A 12,083-nucleotide genomic window follows, 5' to 3' on the forward strand; every position below is an offset into this window, starting at 1 on the left:
TTGAGCGCTACTTCTTTGCCGTCGGCCGCAGCCGGACCTTGACCTTCACCCGGCCCTGGACGTCGGGCAGCCGCACCGTCAGGGCGTCCGCGTCGAAGTCCGTGTACGGCTTCTCGTCGATCTCCACGGACGCGATCCGCACCGAGCCGGCCGGGAGCAGGTCGGGCGAGACGCGCAGGACGCGGTCGGGCAGGTTGGTCGGGTCGGGCTGGAAGTGGAAGTCCATCTCCCGGCCGTTGATGAGCAGGTTGTTGTAGACGGCGGAGAGGTAGCAGAGCTCCGCCGAGTGGTACATGGACATCGAGTGGCTGCCCTTGAGGCGCTCGGTGCCGAGCAGGTACGGCGTACCGCTGGCGAGCACGTTGAAGTAGACGGCGCCCTCGTCGTGGTCGAGGAAGAAGGTGTTGTAGAAGGCCTGCGCCTGCCGGGCCTCGCGCAGGTTCGCCTCGCCGCCGACCGTGCCGTTCAGGATCAGGTAGGCGAGGATCGCCTGCTCCTGCTGCCACCAGGCCTTGCGGTCGTGCCAGGCGAAACGATACGTCTCCTCGTCCCCGGACTTGATCCGCTCGACGACGTCGTACCAGCCGCCGCGCTGCACGTCGCTGCCGACGGCCGGCATGATCTCGCCGATCTTCCTGGCGAGGTCCTCGTACGCCGGCTTGGCCTTCAGCGAGTTCATCCGCATCAGGTTCCAGGCGATCTTCAGGTTGTGGCCGACCACCGCGCGGTTCTGCTGCCAGCTGTGCGCGGTGTCGTGCGACCAGTCGCGGAAGAAGCGCTCCTGGACGAAGGGGCTGTTCTTGTAGTCCGGGAACTTGTCCGCGATGGTGTCGAAGGTGTACTCGAGGAAGTCGGCGTACTTCTGGTCGCCGGTCGCCAGGTACAGGTTGATCAGGTACGCGGGCGCGTGGTCGCCGACCGAGTTCCAGTTCTTGCGCTCGGCGTTCTCGCCGAGGGACTCGTGGTCGGCGCTGAACAGGATCGGGTCGATGTGCGAGTAGTAGCCGCCCTGCTCCGGGTCGAAGAAGAACTTGTCGAACAGCCGGATGGTGGCGTCCGCGTCGTTCTTGATCCGGACGTCACCGGTGACCCGGTACGTCTGGATGGGGCCGGCCAGCGCGTAGATCTGCTCGTACATCGGGATCGCGTCGTAGTCGTCGGAGAACTCCGAGGTGAACAGCTTGCGCTCGCTGTCCCCGTCGACGCTGATGCCGTGGTACCAGAAGACCACGTCCTCCTCGCTGTCCACGACCCGCATGTGCTTGCGCAGGTACTCGGTGCCGCGCTCGGCGACCTCCAGGTACTCGTCCTTGCCGGTCAGCAGGTAGGCCGAGGCCATGCCGTAGACCAGGCGGGAGATCGTGTCGGTCTCCTGGACGTGGCTGGCGGTCTTGTCCCCGCCGAGCCGGATCTCGGTGCGGTACTCGGCGAAGTCCACCGGCCCGTCGCCGAACTGGGCCCGCTTGTAGAAGTCGGCCAGCGACTCGATCTGCTTGATCCACCAGCTGGGCTCCTCGAACCGGAAGTCCTCGGCGCCGCGGCCCAGGAAGACCAGCCGCTTGGCGTCGAACCGCCCGCCGTGCTCCGGGTAGTGGACTCCGTAGACGAAGAGGAAGCGGCCCGGCGAGAGCATCTCGTCGATGTGCCCGGAAGCGTCGATGTAGGGCTCGTCCAGGTTGCGGACCAGCTCGGCGCTGGGGTCCCCGGCGAGCGAGACGTCGAACCCGCGCCCGTCGGAGGTCTTCAGGCGCAGCACGCGCGCCCCGGAGTCGAAGCGTTCGACGTAGCCGGCGATGGTGTCGGAGAAGGAGAAGCTCACGGCATCCGCCATGTCAAGCACCGTCCTTGTCGTGAGAGCCCTCGTGAGAGCGGTCGTCCTCATATCCCTGGCTGACCTCGACGATCACCCCGTCGGGATCGCGGACCCACACGGTCCGCCAGCCGCAGATGAAGTCGTCGAAGTCCAGCGGCCCCAGGGTCACTTCGGCCGCGTCGCCCAGCTCGGCCAGGAACGCGTCCACGCTGTCGGTCTGGAAGGCCAGGTGGCGCATCCGGCCGGGCGCCTGCGGCCCGTCCTCGTGGGCCGGCCGGGCCGGATCGGTACCCGCCGCGAAGAGCTCCAGGTACGCGTCCCCCTTGCGCAGGAACACGATCTGCGACTCCCCGAGGTCGACCACCCGGGCCCGGGAGAAGCCGAAGTAGCGGGTGTAGAAGTCCTCCGTGGTCTTCTGGTCCACGCAGTTGAGGCCCACGTGCGACCAGACCAGGCCGGCCATCAGGCAGCCCCCCGGCCCCGCCCCGCCGCGATCAGCTCGATCAGCCGGCGGGCGAAGAGGTGGTGGTGGGCGCCGGTGCGGCCGGTGACCAGGTCCCCGTCGACCACCACGTCCTCGTTGACGTACTCGGCGCCCATGTTGCGGACGTCGCCGATGAGGTTGTTGTGGCAGACCACCTTGCGGCCCTGGATCTTGTCGGGGATCGAGGCGGCCAGCCACATGCCGTGGCAGATGATCCCCTTGAGGACCGTCGGCTCCTCGAAGGCCCGGCGCAGCAGCTCGGTCGCCGGAGCGAGGACGTCCACGTCCTCGGTGTAGCGCAGCCGGTCGGCCACCATGCCCGAGGGCACGATGATCGCCGCGTACCGGCGCAGCTCCTCGTCGCTCAGCCCCTCCAGGGACTTGTCGGCGGTGAACGGCGCCCGGTACTCGTGCCCGGAGAAGGTGATGGAGTCGTTGCCCCACAGCCGGGTCAGGAAGTCGACCTCGGCGCCCTCCTCGGCGAACCGGTGTCCGTAGTAGAAGATCTCAGGCTCGTAGTAGTCGCTCTCGACCAGGACCGCGATCCGGGTCCCGGACAGCGCGCCCTCGCGCAGGACGGCATCAGGCACGGGAGGTCCCCCTCAGGAAGTCCGCCGCGCGCTCGGCGATCATCGCGATGGCGGTGTGGCAGTTGCCCGACGGGACCGCGGGCATCACGCTGGCGTCGACGACGCGCAGGTTCCGTACGCCGTGCACCCGCAGCTCGGGGTCGACCACGGAGAAGTCGTCGATGCCCATGCGGCAGGAGCCGGCCTGGTGGTGGTAGCTCTCCGACTTCTGCTTCACGAAGGTCCGCAGGTCGTCGTCGCTCACGTAGCCGGGTCCGGGCTGCAGCTCCTGCTTGTACCAGGGGGAGAAGGCGGAGGTCGCGAAGATCTCCCGGGCGGTCTTGACGCCCTGCACCATCCGCTCCAGGTCCCAGCGGTCGCCCAGGTAGTTGGGGTTGATCAGCGGGTGGGCCAGCGGGTCGGCGCTCGCCAGCCTGATCCAGCCGCGCGAGACCGGCCGTACGACACCGGGCAGGATGGACACCGTGTTGGGGTGGTCCTGGCCGACGATCACGTCGAAGGGCACGTGGACGAAGGCGATCTGCAGGTCGGGCGCGGGCAGGCCGGGCCGCGAGGACAGGAAAAGAGCGCTCTCCGACAGGTTCTGCGCCGGCGGCGGCAGCTCCTGGGTGACCTCGGCCATCAGCCCGGTCAGGACGTGGTTGTGGAAGTTCTCGCCGACCCCGGGCAGGGCCGCGGTCACCTCGATGCCGTGCTCGCGCAGCTGCTCCGGATGGCCGATGCCGGAGAGCAGCAGCAGCTTCGGGGACTCGATCGCCCCGGCCGCCACGATCACCTCCCGGCGGGCCCGTACGGTGTGCAGCCCGGGCGCCGCGGCACTGCTGTGCCCGTCGCCCACGGTCCGGCCGGGGACCTCGGCGGGGGCCCGGAGCTGGACGTACTCGACACCCGTGCAGGTGTCCCCGTCGACGAGCAGCCGGGTGCTCTGCGCATTGGTGCGCAGGGTCAGGTTCGGCCGGCCGAGCGCGGGCTCCAGATAGGCGGCCAGTGCGCCCTGGCGGCGGCCGTCGGCCACGTCGATGTGGTGCCAGCCGGTGCCGAAGAGGCCGCGCCGGGGCCCGTCGGTGTTGAAGTCGGCGATCTCCTCGTGGCCCAGCTCGACGGCGGCGTCGATGAAGGCGCGGGAGACCGGGTTGGGGCCGTGCCGCCCGGCGTTGGTGATCCGCTGCGGACCCCGGGTGCCGGTGGTGGCGGCGGTGGCGTCCTCCTGGCCCTCCAGCAGGGCGAAGTACGGGAGCACGTCCTCGTGTGCCCAGCCGGCCGCGCCCTGGTAGGCCCAGTTGTCGAAGTCCGAGGCGTGGCCCCGGATGTGCATCATGATGTAGAGGTTGCTGCTGCCGCCCGGGGCCTTGCCGCGCGGTTCGTACGTGCGGCGGCCGTCCAGGCCGGGCTGCGGGGTGCTGGTGTAGCCCCAGTCCACGGGGCCGCCGAGGAGCTTGTACCAGGAGGACGGGTCGTCCACCTCGGGCGGGATCCGGGAGCCGCCCGCCTCCAGGACGAGGACGGAGACGTCCGGGTCCTCGGAGAGCCGGCCCGCGAGGACACTGCCCGCGGTGCCGGATCCGACGAAGATGTAGTCGTACTCTTCCGCGCTCACGGGTCCCCCCTCAGCCCTGGCTCAGCACCTGGAAGGGAACCGTGTCGTGGTAGTTCGCCATGTAGGCGATCTTTCCGTCCACGATCCGGAAGAAGTTCATGACCTCGGCCTCGATGGGCTCGCCCGAGGCGCTGACCGCGGTCAGGTGCGAGACGGCCGCGGCCTTCTCACCGTCGACGAGGAAGTGCACGGGCTCGTTCCGGAAGACCCGGTACATCGTGCCCATGCCCTTCATCATCGAGCGCAGGACCTCCAGGCCCTCGATGTGCCCGGCCAGCTGCTCGTCCATGACCTGGTCGTCGGCGAACAGGTCGCACCAGCGGTCCCAGTCCCCGGCGTTGGCGTACTCGTAGTACTTCTGAAGGATCTGTCGTGCGTCCATCGCGCTCATCCCCCTATCGGTCCCTGCGGGTTCCGTCCGGCGCGAACGGCGCCCAGAACTGGCTGAAGGCGGCTGCCGAGTCCCCGAAGAGCCCGTCGCGGCCCTCGACGATCCGGCCGTCCTGCCAGCGCATGTAGTGGAAGACCGGGTAGTCCATCCGCTCGTACGGGGAGCCGCTCGTCTCGGCCGCGCCGGCCCGCAGGGCGACGTTGCGGCACACGTCCGCGGAACAGTCCTCGCCGACGAGGACCGCCTCCAGGTCCATCCGGAAGGTGCCGCCCGTGAGCTTGTGGGTCTGCCCCATCAGCTCCAGGAAGGCGTCCAGGCTCTCGTACCAGCCGGCCAGCGGGTGGTTGCCCGGCACCAGCCAGCGCAGGTCCTCGGAGTAGTACTCCAGGATGCGCGCCCGGTCGCCGGAGCCGAGGGCGGCGTAGGCCGCCCGCACCCGCTCCTGCGTCACTTCGGTCATGGTCGCTTCTCCTTCGCCGGCGGTCAGAGGGAGCCGGAACCGGGCATCGGTGCCAGGTCGTTGACGGTGTACTGCTTGATCAGCGGCCCGTCCGGACCGGCGACCACGGTCCACGTCTGATCGGCGTCGAAGCCGAGCCACTCGCTGCGGGCGGCCGGCGGGTTCCAGATCTTGGCCTGCCAGTTGACGAGGACCCGGACGACCGCCCGGTCGCCCTCGATGACGGGCTCCACCTTCGTGACCGTGTGCACCTCGTCGAAGAAGCGGTTGGTGACGGCCTCGTACCAGCGGCCGAAGCCCTCGTGGCCGAGGAAGGTGTCCTCGGGGACCTTGAACTCCAGGTCCTCGGTGATCAGGGCGAGCACCTCGGCCGCCCCCACGTGCCGGTCCAGCGCCACGTACCACTTCTCGGCGAAACTGCGGATCTCGTCCTCGGTCAGCTGCCGCTCGGCGGGCATGCGGTCTCCTCCTGTCCGTGCTGGGACTTGCGTCGGATGGCTGTCGGCTGTCAGATCTGGATGTCGACGAGGAAGGGTCCGGGGTGGGACAGCATCCGGCCCACGGCGGAGACGGCCTCGTCCGGCTTCTCCACCCGCATCCCGCCGGCGCCGAGGGACCGGGCCAGCCCGGCGAAGTCGATCTCGGGGTGCGAGAGGTCGAAGGAGCCCGGGTACTCGTGCGCCGGGATGTCCCGCTCCCGCCAGTACTCGGCGATGTTGTCGTCCAGCAGCCGGTACTTGCGGTTGTTGCAGACCACGAACTTGGCGTCGATGCCGTGCCGGGCGGCCGTCCACAGCGCCTGGTACGTGTACATCGACCCGCCGTCACCCGCGAAGCCGACGACGAGCCGGTCCGGGCGGGCCAGCTTGGCGCCGACCGCACCGGGGAAGCCCACCCCGAGCGAACCGCCCCGCGTGAGGTGGTAGTCGCCCGGGCGCTCCGCCGGCAGGAACCGCGTGACCAGCGGTGAGGTGGTCAGCGCCTCGTCGAAGACGATCAGGTCCCCGCCGGTGCGCTCGGCCAGGGTCTTCAGGAAGACGGCCATCGGCGATCCGTCGTCCGTGGCCACCTGCGCCTCGCGGGCCCGCTCCCGGGTCCGTACGTCGAGCCGGGAGGTCGCCGCCGCCCGCTGCTGCGGGGTCAGCAGCCGGTCCAGTACGCCGGCCAGCGCGCGCAGCGCCTGCTGGGGGTCGGCGGCCAGGCCCAGGTCCACCGGGTGGTTCTTGGCGATCTCGTAGGCGTTGAGATCGATGTGGACGACCTTCGCGCCCGCCCGGAAGGGGCTCTCCAGCTCGGGGAACACCTCCGGGAAGACATAGGTGCCGACGATCAGCACCCCGTCGGCGTCCCCGACCAGCTCCTTGCTGTGCGGGCCGAACATGTGGCCCGTCTGGCCGCGCCGCAGCGGGTGCGAGGCCGCGATGTTCACCTCGGACGAGTCGACCTCGTACACGTCGGCGCCCAGCAGCTCGGCGACGGCGGCGAGCTCGTTCTGCGCCCCGGAGAGCGAGACCCCGTCACCGACGAGGACCACCGGCCGCTGCGCGGAGGCGAGCAGCGCGGCCGCCCGTCCCACCGAGGCCGGCGAGGGCGCCACGTCCGTGAGCGGCACCGTGGACGGCAGGACCGGCTCGGAGTTGAGCTCGTCCAGCACGTCCATCGGCAGCGCCACGAACACGGGCCCCCGGGGCGGGGTGAGCGCGATCTTCACGGCGCGCCGGACGGTACGGAGCACGGAGTGCCGGTCGGTGACCCGCGTCGCGTACTTGGTCACCGGTTTGGCCATCGCCACCAGGTCGGACGCCATCTGCGCGTCCATGGCGTCGTAGCGCACCCCGGCGTCACCGGCGACCACGACGAGCGGGGTGTGGCCGCGCAGCGACTGGTAGAGCATCCCGATGCCGTTGCCCAGCCCCACTCCGGAGTGCAGTTGGAGCAGGGCCGCGCCGCCGGTCGCCCGGGCGTACCCGTCGGCGATGCCGGCGGCCACGGTCTCCTGGAGGGCGAGGATGTAGGTGAAGTCCTGCGCCGCGTCCACCGCGTCGAGGAATCCCTGTTCCACCGTCCCCGGATTTCCGAACATCACATTCAGGCCGTCGGCCTTGAACTGCTCGATCAGCCTTTCCCGTCCGGGAGTGGCTTCCATGAATTCCCCCTCTGCTCTCCGACTTCCCTGCGGATTCTCCGCGGCCGCCGGGATCACCAGCCGTATCGGGTGAGACCGTCCTCCAGGACTTCCACGATCTTCTGCCCCGTGAGATACGAGTCGGGGGTGGAACGTCCGGTGACGAAGGGGAAGTCGACGATCACCGAGACCGGCTTGCCGAAGTTCCCGTGATACGCGCCGCGCGGACCCGTCGCATCGCGCAGGATGTACTCCAGCGGGTACGGCGGGGGCCCCATGTTGAAGTCGGTACCGAGGAATCCGGTGCCGTCCTTGTAGTCGTACTCCTTGCAGTGGCCGGTCACGTGCTTGCCCCAGATGATGCTCCTGCGGTCGCTCCAGTCCCGGGCGAAGGCCAGGCAGGCGACCCCGTAGCACTCCGCGGCCACGACCTTGCCGGCCTTCTTGAAGGCCAGGATCAGGGCGTGCACGCGCTCGTTGTTGGCGAGGTCCGCGATCGGGCCGCTGCCGCCGACGATGAGGATCGCGTCGTGGTCCGCGATGTCGGCGTCGAGCTTGTCCAGATCCCGGTGGTACTGCTCCAGCTTGCGCAGGTAGCCCTCGTCGCTCGTGTACGGACGCTCGGGGACCCACGCCTCGATGTCGAGCGGCGAGTCCAGCCGGCTCGACTGCTCGAACTCCCGCCCCAGCCGGGCGTTCTCCTCGGTGGTGACCGAGCGTCCCAGCGGGGGGTCGATGTAGTTCGCGTCGAGGCTCGGCGGAAGAGCGTGTGCACGCTTCCCGGTCGGCGTGGCGAATACGACCTCGTAGCCCCGCTCGTCGAACTTCGATACGGGGCCTATCAGTTCCTCGGCCCAGTAACCGTGTTCGGAGACAATGACCAGAATCTTTCTGCTCACGAATTCCTCCAGGCGCCGCCTGTTGTCGTTGGCGTCCCCCACACTGGCCGCGCCCGGGGCGTGCGTCAAAGCGCTGGTATGCGACTTCGTGAGGTAGCGGCCCAGGTCGTGTCGGCACCTCAGGAAGTCACCCGCGGACATCATGAAGTAGCTTCAGGACTACCTGACTTCGGCCGATTCGATGAACCATTACCGGGTCCCCGCCCTATGGTCTGGACGCGCCGTGAAACACGGGCGCGCGGGCCGTGTTGGTGAACGAGCACGAGAGAGGGACGGGGACGATGACGATGGACCTGTTGTGCACACACATCGATCAGATACGTCCGGTGAAACCCACCGCCGCCGGCTGCGAGGAGTGCCTCGCCGCCGGTGACACCTGGGTGCACCTGCGGATGTGCCTCAGCTGCGGGCACGTCGGATGCTGCGACTCGTCGAGGAACCGTCACGCCACCCGGCACTACCGGACCACCGAGCACGCCATAGCCGCCTCCCACGAGCCCGGCGAGGACTGGGCCTGGTGCTACGCCGACCAGCTGATGCTGGACCCGGCATGAGCGCGGCCCCGGAGAGCTCCGCCGCCCCCGCGGTGAGCGCGGCCGCCGCGGCGGCCGCCGCCGAGCGCGCGGAGCACAAGAAGCCGGTCATCCTGGCCGTGGACGACGACCCGCAGGTGCTGCGCGCCGTCCGCCGCGACCTGCGCAGCGCCTACGGCGACCGTTACCGAGTGCTCGGCGCCTCCTCGGCGGCCGACGCCCTGAAGATCCTGGACTCCCTCGACGAGCGCGGCCACGACCCGGCGCTGTTCCTCGTGGACCAGCGGATGCCCGACGTCACCGGCGTCGAGTTCCTGCTGGAGGCGGTCAGCCGCTTCCCGGACGCCCGCCGCGTGCTCCTGACGGCGTACGCGGAGACCGACGCGGCGATCACCGCCATCAACCGGGTCCGGCTGGACTACTACCTGCTCAAGCCGTGGGACCCGCCGCACGAGCGGCTCTTCCCGGTCCTGGACGACCTGCTGTCCGACTGGCTGGCCACCTACCGCCCCGCGTACGACGGCATCATCGTCGCCGGCCATCTGGTCTCCCCCGGCACCCACGCCGTCCGGGACTTCTTCACCCGCAACGGCCAGCCGTTCCGCTTCCTCAACGTCGAACGGGACCCCGAGGCGCTGACGCTGATCGCGGCCCAGCCCGACGGCGCGCTGCCGCTGGTCCGCTTCCCGGACGGAACGGTGCTCTCCGCCCCCACCGACACCCAGCTCGCCCAGCGCCTGGGCCTGGCCACGACGGCCTCGCGCCCGCACTACGAGTGCGTCATCGTCGGCGCGGGCCCGGCGGGCCTGGCGGCCGGGGTCTACTCGGCTTCGGAGGGCCTCTCCACGCTGATGCTGGACTCCCGGGCCCCGGGCGGGCAGGCCGGCACCTCCAGCCTGATCGAGAACTACCTCGGCTTCCCGTCGGGCCTCTCGGGAGGCGACCTGACCCGCCGGGCCACGATCCAGGCCTCCCGGTTCGGCGCCGAGATCCTGCACCCGGTGGAGGTGGTCTCGCTGACCCGGGACGACCCGGCGAAGATCCTGACCCTGGCGGACGGCACCGAGATCAGCGCGGAGACGGTGCTGCTGGCCACCGGCGTCTCGTACAACCGCCTGGAGGCCCCGGGCGCGGACCGCTTCGAGGGCGCGGGCCTCTACTACGGCGCGGCCACCACCGAGAGCTCCGCCTGCATCTCCCAGCACGTGTACATCGTGGGCGGGGCCAACTCGGCGGGCCAGGCGGCGGTGCACTTCGCCAAGTACGCCGCCCGGGTGACGATCCTGGTCCGCGCGGCCTCCCTGGACGCGAGCATGTCCCGCTACCTGATCGACGAGATCGACCGCACCCCGAACATCGAGGTGAAGGTCCGTACGACGGTGGTCCGCCTCGACGGCGACGAGCACCTGGAACGGCTGACCCTCCACGACGCGGACACCGGCGAGAACACCGAGGTCCCGGCCCGGTTCATGTTCACCTTCATCGGCGCCCGCCCGCACACCGACTGGCTCGCCGGCGTCGTCGAACGGGACGAGTACGGCTTCGTCCTCACCGGCTCGGACCTGATCGCGAACGGCGGGGAACTCCCGGCCGAGTGGAGCCTGGAGCGGGCCCCCTACCCGCTGGAGACGAGCGTCCCCGGCGTCTTCGCGGCCGGCGACGTCCGCGCCCACTCGGTCAAGCGGGTCGCCTCGGGCGTGGGCGAGGGCGCGATGGCCGTCTCCCTGATCCACCGCTACCGCTCGATGGGCTGAGAGCGAACGTCCGAGTCCTTGCGATCAAGGCGGTATCGGATGCAACGTTGATTACATGATTACAGTCGAACAGAGCGAACAGCTCCGCGCGTGGTTCGCCGAACGCCTGCCGGTGGACGTCTACGAGTCCCTCCTCTCGGTCACGGCCGACCGCGAGGAGATCACGGTCGTCGGCGTCATACCGGGGACCGAGTCGGTCAAGGAGTTCCGCGAACGCACCCGCGAACAGCGCATCGAGGTGGCCCGCGAGGCCGAGTCCCTCTACCGCCGCAAGGTCGCCTGGGGCGTGCGGGTGGGTGAGGAGACGACGCTCTTCACCCACCTCGCCGTCCCGGTGATGACCCGCCTGCGCCAGTCCGAACGCCAGGTCCTCGACACCCTGGTCGCGGGCGGGGTCGCCCGCAGCCGGGCCGACGCCCTGGCCTGGTGCGTCCGCCTCGTCGGACGCAACACCGACACCTGGCTGACGGAACTGCGCGACTCCCTGGACAAGGTCCGCCAGGTCCGTGAGCAGGGCCCGGACGTCTCCGGCGAGACCGACTCCAGGAAGTCCGGGTCCGAATGACCGATCGGGCCCAATCCGGCGCATGATCGCGTAAGGCTGGCCGAGACCACCAACCAGCGAGAGGCACGCACCCATGACCACCACCGTCGAATACATCCGCTACCGGATCGCATTGGACGACCAGCCTGCCTTCGAGGACGCGTACGCCCGGGCCGCCGAGGCCCTGGCCGCGTCACCCGAGTGCATCGACTACGAACTGGCCCGGTGCGAGGAGGAGAAGGAGCGCTACATCCTGCGCATCCGCTGGACCTCGATCGAGGCCCACCTGGGCGGATTCCGCAAGGGCGAGCACTTCCCGGCGTTCTTCAGCGCGATCCGTCCGTACGTGACGGCCATCGAGGAGATGCAGCACTACCTCGTGACGGGCGTCGTGGGCACGGGAAAGGCCGCCGGATAGCCATGAGCACCACACCCACCATCTACGAGTGGATGGGCGGCGCGGAGGCGATGAACCGTCTCACCGACGCCTTCTACGCCCACGCCCTGCAGGACGAGATCCTGGCCCCGGTGTTCGCCGGCATGGACTCGGAGCACCCGCAGCACGTCGCGATCTGGCTGTCGGAGGTCTTCGGCGGCCCCTCGGACTACACCGCCCACCACGGCGGCCACCAGCACATGGCCACCAAGCACCTGGGCCGCGGAATCACGGAGAAGCAGCGCCGCCGCTGGGTGGACCTGCTGATGGACACGGCCGACGAGGTCGGCCTCCCGACGGACCCCGAGTTCCGCGGAGTCTTCGCCTACTACATCGAGTGGGGCACCCGCATGGCCCTGATCTACTCGGGCCCCACCCCGCCCCCGGTCGACGCGGCCAAGATCCCGGTCTGGTCCTGGGGCCAGACCCCACCGTGGATCCCGAAGTCGGACTGAGT

General features: G+C 69.8%; 14 protein-coding genes. 5 read left to right on the forward strand and 9 right to left on the reverse strand.

Features of this window, described 5'->3' with window-relative positions:
* Positions 1 to 7: 7 nt before the first annotated feature.
* Genes ACFYZ4_RS30250 through ACFYZ4_RS30290 form a run of 9 tightly spaced genes read right to left on the reverse strand, consistent with a single transcriptional unit; the run spans position 8 to position 8,359 of the window.
* Positions 8 to 1,831: an AGE family epimerase/isomerase gene (locus tag ACFYZ4_RS30250; protein WP_351297101.1), complete on the reverse strand. Its 1,824-nt coding sequence runs from the start codon at positions 1,829 to 1,831 to the stop codon at positions 8 to 10.
* Position 1,832: 1 nt separating this feature from the next.
* Positions 1,833 to 2,276, reverse strand: coding sequence for a VOC family protein (locus tag ACFYZ4_RS30255; RefSeq protein ID WP_351297099.1), 444 nt, complete (start codon positions 2,274 to 2,276; stop codon positions 1,833 to 1,835).
* The gene (locus tag ACFYZ4_RS30260; RefSeq protein ID WP_351297097.1) at positions 2,276 to 2,887 is read right to left on the reverse strand and encodes a DJ-1/PfpI family protein; all 612 of its coding nucleotides are present in this window, start codon (positions 2,885 to 2,887) and stop codon (positions 2,276 to 2,278) included. The genes ACFYZ4_RS30255 and ACFYZ4_RS30260 overlap by 1 nt, the downstream gene beginning before the upstream one ends.
* Positions 2,880 to 4,484: a GMC family oxidoreductase gene (locus ACFYZ4_RS30265; protein WP_390785340.1), complete on the reverse strand. Its 1,605-nt coding sequence runs from the start codon at positions 4,482 to 4,484 to the stop codon at positions 2,880 to 2,882. Before ACFYZ4_RS30265 ends, ACFYZ4_RS30260 begins: the two co-directional genes overlap by 8 nt.
* A gap of 10 nt (positions 4,485 to 4,494) precedes the next feature.
* On the reverse strand, positions 4,495 to 4,866 hold the full coding sequence (locus ACFYZ4_RS30270) for a nuclear transport factor 2 family protein (RefSeq protein ID WP_351297093.1): 372 nt from the start codon (positions 4,864 to 4,866) through the stop codon (positions 4,495 to 4,497).
* Positions 4,867 to 4,879: 13 nt separating this feature from the next.
* Positions 4,880 to 5,335: a nuclear transport factor 2 family protein gene (locus ACFYZ4_RS30275; RefSeq protein WP_351297091.1), complete on the reverse strand. Its 456-nt coding sequence runs from the start codon at positions 5,333 to 5,335 to the stop codon at positions 4,880 to 4,882.
* Positions 5,336 to 5,358: 23 nt separating this feature from the next.
* Entirely contained in the window at positions 5,359 to 5,793 is a 435-nt protein-coding gene (locus ACFYZ4_RS30280) for a nuclear transport factor 2 family protein (RefSeq protein ID WP_351297088.1), read from the reverse strand.
* Between the two features lie 50 nt (positions 5,794 to 5,843).
* Positions 5,844 to 7,481 carry a thiamine pyrophosphate-binding protein gene (locus ACFYZ4_RS30285; protein WP_390785341.1) on the reverse strand — a complete coding sequence of 546 codons (1,638 nt, stop codon included), beginning with the start codon at positions 7,479 to 7,481 and terminating at the stop codon, positions 5,844 to 5,846.
* Between the two features lie 53 nt (positions 7,482 to 7,534).
* On the reverse strand, positions 7,535 to 8,359 hold the full coding sequence (locus ACFYZ4_RS30290; protein ID WP_351297082.1) for a type 1 glutamine amidotransferase domain-containing protein: 825 nt from the start codon (positions 8,357 to 8,359) through the stop codon (positions 7,535 to 7,537).
* A gap of 281 nt (positions 8,360 to 8,640) precedes the next feature.
* Here ACFYZ4_RS30290 and ACFYZ4_RS30295 point away from each other — a divergent pair, with 281 nt between their 5' ends.
* The 5 genes from ACFYZ4_RS30295 to ACFYZ4_RS30315 all read left to right on the forward strand — a co-directional run bounded on the left by ACFYZ4_RS30295 (position 8,641) and on the right by ACFYZ4_RS30315 (position 12,081).
* Complete coding sequence (locus ACFYZ4_RS30295) at positions 8,641 to 8,913, forward strand: UBP-type zinc finger domain-containing protein (protein ID WP_384348985.1); 273 nt, start codon at positions 8,641 to 8,643, stop codon at positions 8,911 to 8,913.
* Positions 8,910 to 10,646: an FAD-dependent oxidoreductase gene (locus tag ACFYZ4_RS30300; RefSeq protein ID WP_351297079.1), complete on the forward strand. Its 1,737-nt coding sequence runs from the start codon at positions 8,910 to 8,912 to the stop codon at positions 10,644 to 10,646. The genes ACFYZ4_RS30295 and ACFYZ4_RS30300 overlap by 4 nt, the downstream gene beginning before the upstream one ends.
* 55 nt (positions 10,647 to 10,701) lie before the next feature.
* The gene (locus ACFYZ4_RS30305; protein ID WP_390785342.1) at positions 10,702 to 11,211 is read left to right on the forward strand and encodes a hypothetical protein; all 510 of its coding nucleotides are present in this window, start codon (positions 10,702 to 10,704) and stop codon (positions 11,209 to 11,211) included.
* Between the two features lie 73 nt (positions 11,212 to 11,284).
* A complete protein-coding gene (locus ACFYZ4_RS30310; RefSeq protein ID WP_030706380.1) occupies positions 11,285 to 11,608 on the forward strand; it encodes an antibiotic biosynthesis monooxygenase in 324 nt (107 codons plus the stop codon).
* Between the two features lie 2 nt (positions 11,609 to 11,610).
* Complete coding sequence (locus tag ACFYZ4_RS30315; RefSeq protein WP_351297071.1) at positions 11,611 to 12,081, forward strand: group II truncated hemoglobin; 471 nt, start codon at positions 11,611 to 11,613, stop codon at positions 12,079 to 12,081.
* Positions 12,082 to 12,083 lie beyond the last annotated feature (2 nt).

The sequence above is a fragment of the Streptomyces sp. NPDC001513 genome, assembly GCF_042894695.1.
In the GTDB taxonomy this organism is placed as follows: domain Bacteria; phylum Actinomycetota; class Actinomycetes; order Streptomycetales; family Streptomycetaceae; genus Streptomyces.